At 73.4% G+C, this 14,312-nt stretch carries 14 protein-coding genes; 6 read left to right on the top strand and 8 right to left on the bottom strand.

From position 1 onward, the window contains the following. Nucleotides 1-22 precede the first annotated feature (22 nt). Nucleotides 23-1,900: an asparagine synthase (glutamine-hydrolyzing) gene (asnB, locus tag BGP03_RS26340; RefSeq protein ID WP_296366428.1), complete on the bottom strand. Its 1,878-nt coding sequence runs from the start codon at nucleotides 1,898-1,900 to the stop codon at nucleotides 23-25. A 164-nt stretch (nucleotides 1,901-2,064) separates the two neighbouring features. Here asnB and BGP03_RS26335 point away from each other — a divergent pair, with 164 nt between their 5' ends. Then, nucleotides 2,065-2,499, top strand: a complete 435-nt coding sequence (locus BGP03_RS26335; RefSeq protein WP_296366427.1) for a MarR family winged helix-turn-helix transcriptional regulator — start codon at nucleotides 2,065-2,067, stop codon at nucleotides 2,497-2,499. 189 nt (nucleotides 2,500-2,688) lie between these two features. On the opposite strand, the gene BGP03_RS26330 is transcribed toward BGP03_RS26335, so the two are convergent. From BGP03_RS26330 to BGP03_RS26320, 3 genes are read right to left on the bottom strand one after another with little or no spacing between them, the layout of a single operon-like run. Next, complete coding sequence (locus BGP03_RS26330; protein ID WP_296366425.1) at nucleotides 2,689-3,099, bottom strand: VOC family protein; 411 nt, start codon at nucleotides 3,097-3,099, stop codon at nucleotides 2,689-2,691. A gap of 53 nt (nucleotides 3,100-3,152) precedes the next feature. Then, entirely contained in the window at nucleotides 3,153-5,528 is a 2,376-nt protein-coding gene (locus BGP03_RS26325) for an excinuclease ABC subunit UvrA (RefSeq protein ID WP_298797716.1), read from the bottom strand. Between the two features lie 5 nt (nucleotides 5,529-5,533). Next, the gene (locus BGP03_RS26320; RefSeq protein ID WP_296366423.1) at nucleotides 5,534-5,971 is read right to left on the bottom strand and encodes an AraC family transcriptional regulator; all 438 of its coding nucleotides are present in this window, start codon (nucleotides 5,969-5,971) and stop codon (nucleotides 5,534-5,536) included. Between the two features lie 82 nt (nucleotides 5,972-6,053). On the opposite strand from BGP03_RS26320, the gene BGP03_RS26315 reads away from it, so the two are divergent. The 3 genes from BGP03_RS26315 (at nucleotide 6,054) to BGP03_RS26305 (ending at nucleotide 9,944) form a co-directional block, all read left to right on the top strand. Then, nucleotides 6,054-7,226: a lactate 2-monooxygenase gene (locus BGP03_RS26315; protein ID WP_296366422.1), complete on the top strand. Its 1,173-nt coding sequence runs from the start codon at nucleotides 6,054-6,056 to the stop codon at nucleotides 7,224-7,226. A 78-nt stretch (nucleotides 7,227-7,304) separates the two neighbouring features. Then, on the top strand, nucleotides 7,305-9,086 hold the full coding sequence (locus tag BGP03_RS26310; RefSeq protein ID WP_298797719.1) for a serine/threonine-protein kinase: 1,782 nt from the start codon (nucleotides 7,305-7,307) through the stop codon (nucleotides 9,084-9,086). Nucleotides 9,087-9,353: 267 nt separating this feature from the next. Continuing rightward, on the top strand, nucleotides 9,354-9,944 hold the full coding sequence (locus BGP03_RS26305) for a hypothetical protein (protein WP_296366420.1): 591 nt from the start codon (nucleotides 9,354-9,356) through the stop codon (nucleotides 9,942-9,944). 195 nt (nucleotides 9,945-10,139) lie between these two features. Here the strand turns inward: BGP03_RS26305 and BGP03_RS26300 are convergent, their stop codons facing one another. From BGP03_RS26300 to BGP03_RS26290, 3 genes are all read right to left on the bottom strand, one after another. Next, on the bottom strand, nucleotides 10,140-10,895 hold the full coding sequence (locus BGP03_RS26300; protein WP_298797821.1) for a sulfite exporter TauE/SafE family protein: 756 nt from the start codon (nucleotides 10,893-10,895) through the stop codon (nucleotides 10,140-10,142). Between the two features lie 254 nt (nucleotides 10,896-11,149). Then, nucleotides 11,150-11,602 (bottom strand): nitroreductase family deazaflavin-dependent oxidoreductase, encoded by a 453-nt coding sequence (locus tag BGP03_RS26295; protein ID WP_298797721.1) that lies wholly within the window; start codon nucleotides 11,600-11,602, stop codon nucleotides 11,150-11,152. Beyond that, nucleotides 11,554-12,228 (bottom strand): PadR family transcriptional regulator, encoded by a 675-nt coding sequence (locus tag BGP03_RS26290; RefSeq protein WP_296366413.1) that lies wholly within the window; start codon nucleotides 12,226-12,228, stop codon nucleotides 11,554-11,556. Before BGP03_RS26290 ends, BGP03_RS26295 begins: the two co-directional genes overlap by 49 nt. Before the next feature lie 111 nt (nucleotides 12,229-12,339). On the opposite strand from BGP03_RS26290, the gene BGP03_RS26285 reads away from it, so the two are divergent. Continuing rightward, a complete protein-coding gene (locus tag BGP03_RS26285; protein ID WP_298797723.1) occupies nucleotides 12,340-12,972 on the top strand; it encodes a DUF4232 domain-containing protein in 633 nt (210 codons plus the stop codon). A 6-nt stretch (nucleotides 12,973-12,978) separates the two neighbouring features. Here BGP03_RS26285 and BGP03_RS26280 read toward each other — a convergent pair whose 3' ends face one another. Next, on the bottom strand, nucleotides 12,979-13,398 hold the full coding sequence (locus BGP03_RS26280; RefSeq protein ID WP_296366409.1) for a DUF2000 domain-containing protein: 420 nt from the start codon (nucleotides 13,396-13,398) through the stop codon (nucleotides 12,979-12,981). Nucleotides 13,399-13,435: 37 nt separating this feature from the next. Here BGP03_RS26280 and BGP03_RS26275 point away from each other — a divergent pair, with 37 nt between their 5' ends. Next, a complete protein-coding gene (locus BGP03_RS26275) occupies nucleotides 13,436-14,260 on the top strand; it encodes an AraC family transcriptional regulator (protein ID WP_296366408.1) in 825 nt (274 codons plus the stop codon). The last annotated feature ends 52 nt before the right edge of the window (nucleotides 14,261-14,312 follow it).

Raw genomic sequence — 14,312 nt, 5'->3', positions numbered from 1 at the left:
GCGCACGGGCGGCGGAGCCGCCCTACAGCTGCACGTCCACCTGGTAGTCGGTCAGCCAGGAGTCGAGCGTGAGCACCTGCTCCCACTGCATGCGGTCGGCCATCGCGGACCGGCCGTCGACGGTCTCGGTCAGGCGCGCGCGCACCGACGCCGCGTCGAGCAGGGGCGCCACCTTCGAGTCCGGGTTCGCCACGGTGCGCCCGACGCCCTCGCGCAGCACCCGCTCGTACCCGGCGTCCTGCGTCGACGGGTACGGGCTCTTGACGCGCCGCACGACCGACTCCGGCAACAGGTCCGCCGTCGCCGCGCGCAGCAGGCTCTTCTCACGGCCGTCGAAGTTCTTGTGCGCCCACGGCGTGCCGAAGACGTACTCGACGAGCCGGTGGTCGCAGAACGGCACGCGCACCTCCAGGCCCACGGCCATGCTCATCCGGTCCTTGCGGTCGAGCAGGTTGGGCAGGAACCGGGTGAGGTAGAGGTAGCAGATCTCGCGCATCCGCCGCTCGTGCGGATCGGCCGCGACGGGGCCGGTCAGCTGCGGCACCTCGCTGAGCGCGCGGCGGTACTGCGCGTCGAGGTAGCCGGGCAGGTCGAGCTCCTTCGTGAGGCGCTCGTCGAACAGCGTCGGGCCGGCGTTCGCCTGCTTCATCATCCGGCCGGCGAACCACGGGAACGTGTCGGCGGCGACGGTGTCGGCGTCGTGGAAGTCGCGGTAGCCGCCGAACACCTCGTCGGCGGACTCGCCCGACAGCGCCACCGTCGAGCGCTCGCGGACGGCCCTGAACAGCAGGTACAGCGACGTGTCCAGGTCGCCGGCGGTGATCGGCAGGTCGCGGGAGTGCAGGGCGGCCGCCCGCACGCCCGGGTCCATCATCTGCTCGGTGGACAGCGTGATGTCGGTGTGGTCGGTGCCGACGAACCGCGCGACCTCCTGCACGTAGGGGCCGTCCGGGGTGCCGCGCACGTCGTCGGCGGCGAAGTTGTCGTTGTAGCCGACGAAGTCGACGGCGAACGAGCGCACCCTCCCCTCCCCGGAATCGGCGCGGTGCCTGGCGGCCAGCGCCGTGAGCGCCGACGAGTCGAGCCCGCCCGAGAGCAGCGTGCACAGCGGCACGTCGCTGATCAGCTGCCGTTTCGCGGTGTCCTCGAGCAGGTCCCGGACGGTGCGGACCGTGGTGGGCACGTCGTCGGTGTGGCCGGTGTCCTCGAGCGCCCAGTAGCGCAGCTCGCGGATGCCGTCGCGGTTGATCCGCACGACGTGACCGGGCGGAACCTCGCGCATGTCCCGGAACACCGCGTTGCCCGGGTCGGCCACCCAGGACAGCGCCCGGCGCAGTCCGGCCAGGTCCACGACGCGCTTCGCGGCGGCGTTGGCCAGGATCGCCTTGGGCTCCGAGCCGAACAGCACGCCGTGCGGGGTGGGGTAGTAGTAGAGCGGCTTGATGCCCAGCCGGTCACGCACGAGCACCAGCTCGCGGGTGCGGCTGTCCCAGAGCGCGTAGGCGAACATGCCGTTGAGCTCGCGCACGGCGTGGCGCGGGTCGCGGCCACCCCACTCCTGGTGGGCGTGCAGCACCACCTCGGTGTCGCTGCTGGTCTCGAAGCGGTGGCCGGCCGCGGCGAGGCGCTCGCGCAGCTCGCGGAAGTTGTAGGTCTCGCCGCTGTAGACGATGGTCATCGTCTGCTCGTCGCCGACCGGCAGCGTCATCGGCTGGCGCCCGCCCGGCACGTCGATCACCGCGAGCCGCCGGTGCCCGAGAGCGACCGGCCCGTCCACCCAGGTGCCTTCCTGGTCCGGGCCGCGGCAGGCCATCGTCTCCGTCATCGCCGCCAGCTCACGCCGGGCGTCCGGCGCCCCCAGGTCGCGCTCGTGGTCCACCCATCCGCAGATTCCGCACATGTCCCCGACCTTCCGTCACGTGCGTCTTACCTACGAGAAACATTGCACGGCGTAACGGTCGATCGTGCAACAGGAGTAGCCTCGTTCGCTCCGAACGTCCCGATTCGCACGGAGGTGTCCTCATCACCGACGACGCCCTGGCCCGGGTCGAACGGGAGATCACCGTGCTGGTCCGCCGCACGCTGGAGGAGGTCTGGTCCAGCGGGTACGGCGCCGGACCGGTCGACCGCTACACCTACCCGGTCCTCGCCCTCGTCGACGAGCACGGCCCGCAGGGGCTCGGGGAGCTCACCCGCCGCCTCGGCGTCAGCAAGCCGACGGCCAGCCGGCACGTGGCGAAGCTGGCGGCCGCCGGGCTCGTCACGACCCGGCCCGACCGCGACCCGCGTGCGGTGCTCGTGGAGCTGACGGCCGCGGGCGGCGCGCAGGTGGCCCGGGTCCGGGACGTCCGGCGGGCCGGCCTCGCCGCGGTCCTCACGGGCTGGTCGGACGGTGACGGTGACACTCTCGCCACCCTGCTCGCCCGCCTCAACGCCGACCTGGACCGCCGCCGGATAGAGAGCCCCGCCCCGAGGTCTGGGCCCACGCTGAACGCATGAGCGACTCGCCCCCTCGACGCGGACCGGGATGGTCACCGTCGGTGGATGCGGGCCGGGTCCGACGCCGCCGCCCGGCACGACCTGATCGACAACCACCGGCGGACGAGTCTCCCGCCCTGGTCCGGCTGACGGGCGCTGATCGAGGCGGACCTGCGTGCGGCCGGCGTCGACATCCCGCACCGGTCGGACTCAGCGCAGCTCCTGGATCCGGACCATGTTGCCCGCCGGGTCGCGGAAGGCGCAGTCGCGCACGCCGTAGGGCTGCTCGGTGGGCTCCTGCACGACCTCGACGTCGCCGGCCTGCAGCCGCTCGAACGTGCCGTCGAGGTCCTTGGTGGCCAGCAGGATCGCACCGAAGGTGCCCTTGGCCATCATCTCGGCGATGACGCGGCGCTCGTCGTCGGTGAGGCCGGGGTTGGCCTGCGGCGGGTTCAGCACGACCGACGTGTCGGGCTGTCCGGGTGGGCCGACGGTGATCCAGCGGAGGCCGTTGTAGCCGACGTCCTGGCGGACCTCGAAGCCCAGCTTGTCGCGGTAGAAGGCCAGCGCCGCGTCCGGGTCGTCGTGCGGGAGGAAGGTGGAGTGAATCGTGATGTCCATGCTGGTCACGGTAGCGATGGCGGGGGGTTCCGGGCTTCTCGGATCCTGACCGATCACGCCCCGACATAGGCCGCGAGGTGGTCGCCCGTCAGCGTCGAGCGGGCGGCCACCAGGTCGGCCGGCGTGCCTTCGAAGACGATCCGGCCCCCGTCGTGGCCGGCGCCCGGCCCGAGGTCGATGATCCAGTCGGCGTGGGCCATCACCGCCTGGTGGTGCTCGATGACGATCACCGACTTGCCGGCGTCGACGAGCCGGTCCAGGAGCCCGAGCAACTGCTCGACGTCGGCGAGGTGCAGGCCGGACGTCGGCTCGTCGAGGATGAGGACGTCGCCCTTCTCGCCCATGTGCGTGGCCAGCTTGAGCCGCTGGCGCTCGCCGCCCGACAGCGTGGTGAGCGGCTGGCCGATGGTGAGATAGCCGAGCCCGACGTCGACCAGCCTCTCGAGGATCTTGTGGGCGGCCGGGAGCTTCGCGTCGCCGGCGGCGAAGAACAGCTCGGCGTCGGCCACCGACATGGTGAGCACCTCGCTGATGTCGCGGCCACCGAACCTGTACTCCAGCACCGCGGCGTCGAACCGCTTGCCCTCACACACCTCGCAGGGGTGGGCGACACCGGCCATCATGCCCAGGTCGGTGTAGACGACGCCGTTGCCGTTGCAGTTGGGGCACGCGCCCTCGGAGTTGGCGCTGAACAGCGCGGGCTTGACGCCGTTGGCCTTGGCGAACGCCTTGCGGATCGGCTCCAGCAGGCCGGTGTAGGTGGCCGGGTTGCTCCGGCGCGAGCCGCGGATGGCGCCCTGGTCGATCGCGACCACGCCGTCGCGGCCGGCCACCGAGCCGTTGACCAGCGAGCTCTTGCCCGAGCCCGCCACACCGGTGAGCACGACCAGCACACCGAGCGGGATGTCGACGTCGACGCCCTGCAGGTTGTGGGTGCGGGCGCCGCGCACCTCCAGCGCCCCGGACGGCGTCCGCACCTCCGGTTTCACCGACACGCGGTCGTCGAAGTGCTTGCCGGTGAGTGTGCCGCTCGTGCGCAGACCCTCGACGGTGCCCTCGAACACGATCTCGCCGCCCGCCGAGCCGGCGCGGGGGCCGAGGTCGACGACGTGGTCGGCGATGGCGATCGCCTCCGGCTTGTGCTCCACGACGAGCACCGTGTTGCCCTTGTCGCGCAGCTGCCGCAGCAGGGCGTTCATCCGCGCGATGTCGTGCGGGTGCAGGCCGATCGTCGGCTCGTCGAAGACGTAGGTGACGTCGGTGAGCGACGAGCCGAGGTGACGGATCATCTTGGTGCGCTGGGCCTCGCCGCCCGAGAGCGTGCCCGAGGGCCGGTCCAGGCTCAGGTAGCCCAGCCCGATCTCGACGAACGAGTCGAGCGTGTGGCGCAGGTTCGCCAGGAGCGGGGCCACGGACGGTTCGTCGAGGGCGCCGACCCACGCGGCGAGGTCGCTGATCTGCATGGCGCAGGCGTCGGCGATGCTGATGCCCTTGATCTTCGACGAGCGCGCGCCCTCGGTGAGGCGGGTGCCGTCGCACTCCGGGCAGGTGGTGAAGGTGGCGACGCGCTCCACGAACGCGCGGATGTGCGGCTGCAGCGCGTCGATGTCCTTGGACAGGTAGGACTTCTGGATCGACGGGATCAGCCCCGCGTAGGTCAGGTTGATGCCCTCGACCTTGATTCTGGTCGGCTCCTTGTGGAGCAGGTCGTTCAGCTGCTTCTTCGTGAAGTCGCGGATCGGCTTGTCCGGGTCGAAGAAGCCGCAGCCGCGGAAGATCCGGCCGTGCCACCCCTCCATGCTGTAGCCGGGGATGGTGATGGCACCTTCGTTGATCGACCTGCTGTCGTCGTAGAGCGCGGCCAGGTCGATGTCGTTGACCGAGCCGCGGCCCTCGCAGCGCGGGCACATGCCGCCGGTGATGCTGAAGCTGCGCCGCTCCTTCACCTTCTGCCCGCCGCGCTCGAACGTGACCGCGCCCCCGCCACTGATGGACGCCACGTTGAACGAGAACGCCTGCGGCGGGCCGAGGTGCGGCTGCCCGAGCCGGCTGAACAGGATGCGCAGCATCGCGCCGGTGTCGGTGGCCGTGCCGACGGTGGAGCGGGGGTCGGCGCCCATCCGCTGCTGGTCGACGATGATCGCGGTGGTCAACCCGTCGAGCACGTCGACGTCCGGACGGGCCAGCGACGGCATGAAGCCCTGGACGAACGCGCTGTAGGTCTCGTTGATCATCCGCTGCGACTCGGCGGCGATCGTGTGGAACACCAGCGAGCTCTTGCCCGAGCCGGACACCCCGGTGAACACGGTCAGCCGCCGCTTCGGGATCTCGACGCTGATGTCCTTGAGGTTGTTCACCCGCGCGCCGGTCACCCGGATCAGGTCGTGGCTGTCGGCGGCGTGCACGCTCACGGCGGCTCCCTCGTCCATGCTGGTCAGGCTAGGTGCGACGCGCCGGCCGGCGCTTCTCGATTCCTGACCGGTCGGGTCACCTGCTTCGCCACGCACGAGGGCATGCCCACCGTCGCGTCCGCGGCGTCGCGCCGGTAGGCACTCGGGGACACGCCGACGAGTTCGGTGAAGCGCGTGCTGAACGTGCCCAGCGACGAGGAGCCGACGGCGAAGCAGACCTCGGTGACGCTGAGGTCACCCCGGCGCAGCAGCGCCATCGCGCGCTCGATGCGGCGCGTCATCAGGTAGGAGTAGGGCGACTCGCCGTACGCGAGCCGGAACTCCCGGCTGAGATGCCCCGCGGACATGTGCACGCCCCGGGCGAGCGCCTCGACGTCGAGCGGCTGGGCGTACTCGCGGTCGATCCGGTCCTTGACCCGACGCAGCAGCGCGAGGGAGCGAAGATCGGTCACCCGAGACATCGTGCCAGCCCCCTGGGACGAACGGCACTCTCGTCGCATAGGTTCCGACGAGAGTGCCGTTCGTCGGATGGGAGTTCCACCCATGAGTGCGTCCTTCTCCAGCTACGCCGCCGAGATCTACCTGCGTGGGCTCGGAGGGGAGCGGCCCGCCTACCCGACCGATCCGGCCCGGCTCGAGCTCGCCGCACGCGCGGTGCTCGAGGACGGGCCCTACGGCTACGTGGCCGGGGGAGCGGGGTCGGGGGCCACGATGCGGGCCAACCGCGAGGCGTTCGACCGCCACGGGCTCGTCCCGCGCATGCTGCGCGACACCACCACACGCGACTGGTCCACCACGATCCTCGGCACCACGATGCCCGCGCCCCTGCTGCTCGCCCCGATCGGTGTGCTCTCGATCATGCACGCCGACGGCGAGCTCGCCGTGGCCCGCGCGGCCGCCGAGCTCGACGTGCCGATGATCCTGTCCACCGCGTCGTCGCACAGCATCGAGGAGGTCGCCGACGCGTCCGGCGCCGGTTCCCGCTGGTACCAGCTGTACTGGCCCACCGAGGACGACGTCACGGTCAGCATCCTGAACCGGGCCCGCGCCGCCGGCTTCACCACGCTCGTCGTCACCCTCGACACCTGGACGCTCGGCTGGCGTCCCATGGACCTCGACGGGGCCTACCTGCCGTTCCTGCGCGGCGTGGGCACGGCCACCCCGTTCTCCGACCCCGCGTTCCGGGCCGGGCTCGCGAAGAGCCCCGAGGACGACCTGATGGCCGCGGTCGGGCGCTGGGTGCCGATGTTCACCGGCACCGCGTTGCGCTGGGACCGGCTCGACCTCATCCGCGAGCACTGGGACGGGCCGATCGTGCTCAAGGGCATCCAGCACGTCGACGACGCGCTGCGCGCCCTCGACGTCGGCATGGACGGCATCGTCGTGTCCAACCACGGCGGCCGGCAGGTCGACCGGGCCGTCGGGTCGCTCGCCACGCTGCCGGGGATCCTCGCCGCCGTCGAGGGGCGGGTGCCCGTGCTGTTCGACTCCGGTGTCCGCACCGGCGCCGACGCCGCTGTGGCCGTGGCCCTGGGCGCCGACGCGGTGCTGCTGGGCCGCCCGTACGCCTACGGCCTCGCCCTGGGCGGTCAGGACGGGGTTCGGCACGTGCTGCGCAGCGTGCTGGCCGAGCTGGACATCACCCTGGCCCTGGCCGGGTTCGGCGATCTCGCGTCGCTGCGGGCGGCGTCCGACGCCGTCGTGGGCGTGGGCTGACGGCACGCCCACCCGATCCGATGCCATAGTGGTGGCGGTGCCACCGAGCGGTTCGGGGCCCGGGAGGGGGACGACGGCGTGGAGGGGGTCGCCGCGCTGCTCGCGGGGTTGCTGGTCACCCTGCACCGGGCCGTCGCGCCACAGTTCTGCCCCGGCAGCTGGCCGTGGGCCGTCTCCGCGCTGGGTGTCGGGGTCGGGCTGCTGCCCACCGTCGGCGCGCTGGTGGTGGCGCTGCTGCGCAAGCGCATCGGGTCCCGCTACGGCGCCGCGGAGTCGTTCGTGCTGGCCGCGGCCGGGCTCGTCACCGCGGGCCTGCTGCCGCTGCTCGTGTTCACGGCCACCGGGCGGATCTTCACCGCCGCCGCCAGCGGCGGTTTCTCCGGGCTCGGCCGGCCTGCGCTGCGCGAGCTGGGCGGCGACGCCTGCTACGTGCTGGGCAGCCAGGCCGAGTACCTGGGCATCGGCAGCGTCGCGGACGCGTTCGGCGGGTCCGATCCCGTCCGGTTCGGCCTGGCGATGTTCCTGCTGGTGATCGCGCCGGTCCTCGTCACCGTGTTCGTCATGATCCAGGCACGGCTCGCGCTGCGGCGGGGCCCCGCGTGGCCGTCGAAGTTCTTCTGGATCCCGACGGCGGCGGTGGCGTTCCTCACCGTCGGGGTGCCGGCGGGTTCGGCCGGGCACCTGTGGCTGGGGGCCGTGCTCGGGTCGTTCGTGGGAATCTTCGTGCTGCTGGTGGTGGGCACGCCGTCGCGGGAGGCCGTCCGCCGCTCGACGGTCCCGCCGCCGGTGCGGCCGGCTCCCACGAAGGCGGCCGCTGCGAAGGCTGCCCCGACGAGGTCCGCTCTCGCCGAGCGGTTCGCCGCCCGTGCGCCCGAGCCGCCCGTGGTGCCCCGGTCGGCCCCGCCGGTCCGGCCGCCGGTCCGTGCGGCGGCATCGCGATCCAACCCGCCCACCCTGATCGCCGCGCCCCCGTTCCCCGGCGCACCCCGCACCGGCGCCACCGCGGCCGGACCGCGGTTCCAGCTGATCCGCCGGCTGGGGTCCGGTGGCTTCGGGCGCGTCTGGCTCGCCCAGGACGCCCGGCTCGGCCACGTGGTGGCGCTCAAGGCGGCCCACGCGCCCGACGCCGAGACCGAGCAGCGCATCCGCCGCGAGGCCGGCGCGCTGGCCGCCGTGCGGCACCCGCACTGCGTCCGCATCCACGATCTCGTACCCGCCCGCAGCGACGCCGGCCTCTCGGAGCTCGACGGCATGGTGATCGTCATGGGCTACGTCGAGGGCATGTCGCTCGGTGATCTCGTGCGCTCCCGCGGCACGCTCGACGACGTGGCCGCGGCGCGGGTGTGGCTGAGCCTCGCAGGCGCGCTGCACGCCGCCCACCAGCAGGGCGTCATGCACCGGGACGTCAAGCCGGGCAACGTCGTCGTCGACCACGGCGGGTTCGCGCACCTCATCGACTTCGGCATCGCGCGCAAGTCCGGCGACGCCACGATGACGCAGACCGGCTTCGTGCTGGGCACGCCCGACTTCCTCTCGCCCGAGGCGGCGTGCGGCGAGCGCGCCACCCCCGCCTCGGACGCCTGGCAGCTGGCCGCCACGGTGTCGTTCGCGCTCACCGGGCAGCCCCCGCGCGGCGGCCACCCCGACGCGGTGTCGGGTCTGCGCGCGGCGGCCTCGGGCGCGCCCCTGTCGCACCTCCCGCGACGCACGGCCCACCTGGCGCTGCTCCAGGCCGCCATGGACAACGACCCCTCCCGTCGGCCGCCGCTGCCCGCCGTGCAGCGCGCGCTGTCGGAGTGGTTGCAGCGCAACGGCGCGTCGCTCGCCGGACCGGTCACGGCGGTCACGCCCCTCCGATGACGGCCCGCCCGCGGTGAGGTCCGCTCATGCCGTGCAGTGTCCCGGTCGACCTGCGTTCACCGGGTCGGTGTCGGGTCGGCCCGGCATCCGGTCCGGCCACCCGGCCGCCACGGGAAGATCGACCTAAGGTGCAGGGGAGGCTCCGGCCCTCCCCGGGGGCCATCCGGTCGGGAGGGCTGTGTGACGTCGTTCGGGAAACAGGATCTCGGTAGGGGCTCCGTGGGGTCGCGGGGCACGACGAGGGTCGCGGTCGCCGGCGTCGTCGCGATGACAGTGCTCAGCGGCTGCACCACGCAGGCCGCTCCCGACGGGACGCCGCCCAGCAGCGCGAGCGTCGTGCCGGCAGCCGGTGCAACCCCTGCTCGACCCGCGCCGTCCTCCGCTCCGGTCGGCTCTGCGACCGCCAGAGGATCCGGCGCGGACGCGACGAGCTCGGAGTGGACGACCTACCGCAACGAGAAGTTCGGCTTCAGCGTGCAGGTCCCTGCGAGCCTGGTCGCCGGTCCCTCCCCGACCGGTGGAGAGGGACTGACCTACCGCAGTGCGGACGGCCGGACCGAGGTGACCGCCTCGGCGTCGGCGACCCCGGCCGGGGCCACGCCGGCCACCGAGGCGGCCGACCACACCGCGGACCTGCGCAGGCGGGGCGAGGTGACCACCACGACCGTCGACGCGTCGGCGAACTCCTACACCGTGTCGGGATTTCTGCATGGCGGGACACTCGTCGAGTACGTCCGTGGTGTCGTCGGGCCGCACACCGAGTACCTGCTGAGCTGGAGCTACCCGACGGCGGAGCGGACCACCGCCGACCCCTGGGTGGAGCACTCGGTGGCGACGTTCCAGCCCGGACCGCTCTGACCGGACGGGGAGCCGACCCGGCCCGCCCGGCCGGCAAACGGCGGTGGGGCAGCGGCGGCGACCCGCTGACGCTTACCCGGGGTGGTGCCCGTGCTGGTGGTGGTCGGCCTCGGCACGCTCGTGCGCCGGACGGGCCGTCTGCGCCCGCTGGAGGTCCGGTGGCGGCGCCCGTCGGGCTCGTCCGGAGGGCGGTGCTCAGTAGGCCCCGACGGCCAGCGTGACGGCCAGGCCCAGTCCGGCCAGCGCGATGCCGACCCGCAGGATGGTGGTCGGGATGCGGCGCGACACCGCCGGCCCGACGCGGGCCCCGGCCAGCAGGCCGATGGCCAGCGGCAGCGCGGCGAGCCAGTCGACGCCGCCGAAGAACGCGAACCCGATCGCCGCGATGCCGTTGGCCAGCCCGAGCAGCACGTTCTTCAGCGCGTTGCCCTGCAGGAGCGACACCGGCAGGCTCACCAGGATCAGCGCCAGCATGAGCACGCCCGCCGCCGCGCCGAAGTAGCCGCCGTAGACGGCCACCGCGAACACCCCGGCGACCACCGCCGCACTGGTGCGCGGTACCCCCGTCCCGGGCTCCGGGACGGGCCGGAACCAGGGCTGGAACAGCAGCGCGGTCGACGCCCCGCCGACGAGGAACGGCACGATCCGCTCGAATGCGCCGGGCGGGGTGAGCAGCACCAACGTGGCTCCCAGCGCGCCGCCCGTGGCGGTCAGCAGCGCGAACCGCTTCACCGTGGCCCCCTGGCCGGTCAGCTCCGGCCGCGACCCGACGACGGACCCGAGCGAGCTGAACGTCAGCGCCACGGTGTTGGTGACGTTCGCGGTGACCGGCGGCAGCCCGGCGGCCAGCAGGGCCGGGTAGGAGAACAGCGACGCGAGCCCCGCGATCGACCCCGACAGGCCGGCCCCGACACCGGCCAGCACCAGCAGGAGGAACAGCCCGACGTCCATCGCACCCGACCCTAGCCGGGCCGCGAGCACCATCAGGCGGGGTGCGACCAGCGGCACAGCCCACAACCCGCGGGTCGGGGTCTGCGTGCGAACGAGTCGCGCTCTCCGTGCGGGCTGCACCGACGTGGCGGGCCAGGTGTTCCCCGGTGCAGGACCCCGGCGCGCAGCAGTTCGGCTGGCGGCCGGTCGACGCCCACCCGCCCGCGTCGGGGCCGAGGTCGATCACCCGGACGGCGTGGGGGATCCCCCGGTGGTCATACGGCGCGTTCCACGCGGAACACCGGACAGATCCCGGCCGCCTGCTCCAGCGCGTCCGGAGTGGTGTCGGTGACGACGCCGGCGTCGCGCATCATCTCCACGCCCTGCGGGGTGACGGCGGGCCACTCCCGCATGATCGGCCGGGCCTCGTCGAGGTCGAGCTCGACGAGCCGCACCCGCTCCTCGACGCCGCCCACGGTCAGCGTGCCGCCCCCGGCGGCCCGGACGTTGCGGATCCAGTCGGCGGCGGGGAACCCGCCCACCACGTAGCGCTGCCCGTCCTTCTCCAGCACCGTGAGCGGGGTGGAGCGAGGCTGCCCGCTGCGCCGCCCGGGCACGGTGAGCACGGACAGCGGAAAGCCCAGGGCGCCCTGGCGCTCCTGCTCCATCAGCCCCTCGTTCATCTCCTTGATCCACGACGGCGGCCCGATGCGGGAGGTGTCGGCCACGAGGCAGCTCCGTTGTTCAAGTTTGAATGCGGGCCGTCGAGTGTGCCCTGTCCGCGGAGTTCGTGCCAACTGCCGGGACGGCCGGGGGAGTCCGGCTCGCCGGCCATCGCGTAGGCGCCGGCCTCCAGCCGTCCGATCAGCCCGGACGTCCACGCGACGCCGCCGGCGGCTGTCTGCTGCCAGAGCCCGAACAGCTCCGACCAGTGCCGGGGGTCGACCAGCCCGTCGATCTGCCCCTGGGCCTTGTCGCGGATCTCCTCCAGCGCCGTCCTCCGCTCCCGCAGCAGCCGGATCGCCTCGTCGCGGGGGAGGGCGGGCAGCATCGCGAGTGCCCCGCCGAGGAAGTCCGGACGGGTCTGCGGACGGCGCACCGCGTCGCGCAGCAGCCGCAGGAACTCCGCCTCGCCGCGTTCGGTGAGCTCGTACTCCGTGCGGCCCGGCACCTCGTCGTGGTCGACGAGCAGTCCGTCGTCGGTGAGCTTGCGCAGCGCGTGGTAGATCGAGCCCCACTTGACGTTGGCCCAGTCGTCGGCACCCCAGGAGATCAGGTCGGTGCCGATGCGGTAGCCGTGGGTGCGGCCGTAACCGCGGACCATCCCGAGCACGAGGAGACGCGTCGCGGACACCGCCGCAGCCTATCGACCGTCGTCCGATCGGATGGTTCGCCGACGCAACGGGTTCCGCCCCGGGACGTCCTGGGTTGTAGGGGTAGGCACTACCAGGATCGGGGGATCCCAATGATCGTCACTCATCGCGGGCGGGGGCTCGTCGTCGCCGCCGGACTGCTCGGCGCGCTCGCCGCAGGCTGTTCGGACCCGGGGACGTTGGCGCCCGTGGCCACGACCGCCGCCGGGGCGCCGACCACGGCCGCCGTGCCCACGTCGGCCGCCACGCCCGCCGGCGGGACGACCAGCGAACCGCCCGCGCCCGGCCCGGCCGACACGAACCCGCAGCGGTGCGACACCCCGGAGCTCAGGGGGTCGCTCGGCCCGTCCGACGGCGCCGCCGGGTCGGTCATCCAGACGTTGATCCTCACCAACGTCGGCACCCGCACGTGCGAGCTGCGTGGCTTCCCGGGCGTCTCCTACGTCGCGGGCACCGACGGCCACCAGGTCGGCCCGGCCGCGGCCATGTCGGGCCCCCGGGGCGGCGAGGTCGTCCTGGCGCCGGGCAAGGCCGCCGGGGCCCAACTCAGGCTGGTCAACGTCCAGAACTACGACGCCGCGGTCTGCAGGCCGACCCCGGTGCTGGGCCTGCGCGTCTATCCACCGGGCGCCACCGCGTCGCTGTACGTCGAGCGGCCCGGCACCGGCTGCGCGGGCACCCCACCGGGCGACCAGATCAGCGTGCAGACGGTGACGGCCCGGTAGGGGTCCTCAGCGGTGCAGGGTGGCTCCCTTGAGCACCTTGTCCACCGCGTTGCGGGGGCCGTGCACGGCCAGGCCGACGAGATCGAGGCCGGCACCGGGCACGGCCGCCACCGCGGCCCGGTTGGCCTCGTCGTGGCCGGTGCCGAACAGTTCCGCGGTGAACACCGCCTCCGGCAGCCCGCGGCGCACGGCACGCTCGTGCACCGCCGTCAGCGTGGCCTTGTCGCCCTCGAACACGAGCACGGGCTGGCGGAACATCGGCAGGTACGGCGTGCCGTCGGCGTCGGCGTAGGGCTCGCCGAGGAGCCCGGGGTTCGCGGCGATGCCGCTGCACAGGAACGCCGTGACGTTCAGTCGTTGCCAGGTCTCGAGATCGTCGCGGAGCAGCACCGCGATCTTGGTGTCGAATCGCACGGGACCCAGCATCGACCGGCCGCGTGGCCGGTTCTTGTACGTTCGGAGCATGACCGTGCGGGCCTGGTCGCCGGGGGTGCCCGGCATCACCGAGGTGTTCCACGCCCGGTTCACCGACCACGCCTACCCGGCCCACGCGCACGACACCTGGACGCTGCTCGTGGTCGACGAGGGCGTCATCCGCTACGACCTCGACCACCACGAGCACGGCGCCCTGGAGCGCTCCGTCACGCTGCTCCCGCCCCACGTCGCCCACACCGGCCGCGCCGCCACCGCGGACGGCTTCCGCAAGCGCGTGCTCTACGTCGACACCGACGTGCTCGACGCGTCGCTGACCGGCGCCGCGCTGGCCACGCCCGCCCTCGACGACGACCTCCTGCGCTCCCGCGTCGCGCAGCTGCACGGGGTCGTCGACGGGCCCGGCGCCGAGCTGGAGGCCGAGAGCAGGCTGGCCCTGATCGGCGACCGGATCCGGCTGCACCTGCGCGGTGCGCCGCCCGATCCCGTTCCGCACCGGCTGGCCGCGGATCTCCGGGAACTGCTGGACGCCCACCTCGTGCCGGGTCTCGCGCTGCGCGAGGCGGCCGCGGTCCTGCACTCGCACCCGGCTCACCTCGTGCGCACGTTCACCCGGGAGTTCGGGCTGCCGCCCCACCGCTACCTGACCGGACGCCGGGTGGAGGCCGCCCGCCGCCGGCTGCTCGACGGCGAGCCGATCGCCGACGTGGCCGTCGCCGTCGGCTTCCACGACCAGGCCCACCTGCACCGGCACTTCACGCGGCTCGTCGGCACCACCCCGCGCCGGTTCGCGCTCGGGACCACCGGGTGCCCACCGTCCGCGGCGCGGCGAGGACCAGCTCCCGGGTCACGGTGACGACCTCGGCCACGTCCACGTGCTCCGGCGGCCCGTGGGCCCGGCGGATGTC

Origin of the sequence: Pseudonocardia sp. 73-21, from assembly GCF_001899645.1 — a bacterium.
In the GTDB taxonomy this organism is placed as follows: Bacteria; Actinomycetota; Actinomycetes; order Mycobacteriales; family Pseudonocardiaceae; genus Pseudonocardia.
This window is presented reverse-complemented; position numbering and strand designations above follow the sequence as displayed.

Coding starts and splice junctions, on each gene's coding strand:
- asnB (WP_296366428.1), bottom strand. CDS start 1,900: ATGTGCGGAATCTGCGGATGGGTGGACCACGAGCGCGACCTGGGGGCG.
- BGP03_RS26330 (WP_296366425.1), bottom strand. CDS start 3,099: ATGGACATCACGATTCACTCCACCTTCCTCCCGCACGACGACCCGGAC.
- BGP03_RS26325 (WP_298797716.1), bottom strand. CDS start 5,528: ATGGACGAGGGAGCCGCCGTGAGCGTGCACGCCGCCGACAGCCACGAC.
- BGP03_RS26320 (WP_296366423.1), bottom strand. CDS start 5,971: ATGTCTCGGGTGACCGATCTTCGCTCCCTCGCGCTGCTGCGTCGGGTC.
- BGP03_RS26315 (WP_296366422.1), top strand. CDS start 6,054: ATGAGTGCGTCCTTCTCCAGCTACGCCGCCGAGATCTACCTGCGTGGG.
- BGP03_RS26305 (WP_296366420.1), top strand. CDS start 9,354: ATGACAGTGCTCAGCGGCTGCACCACGCAGGCCGCTCCCGACGGGACG.
- BGP03_RS26300 (WP_298797821.1), bottom strand. CDS start 10,895: ATGGACGTCGGGCTGTTCCTCCTGCTGGTGCTGGCCGGTGTCGGGGCC.
- BGP03_RS26285 (WP_298797723.1), top strand. CDS start 12,340: ATGATCGTCACTCATCGCGGGCGGGGGCTCGTCGTCGCCGCCGGACTG.
- BGP03_RS26280 (WP_296366409.1), bottom strand. CDS start 13,398: ATGCTGGGTCCCGTGCGATTCGACACCAAGATCGCGGTGCTGCTCCGC.
- BGP03_RS26275 (WP_296366408.1), top strand. CDS start 13,436: ATGACCGTGCGGGCCTGGTCGCCGGGGGTGCCCGGCATCACCGAGGTG.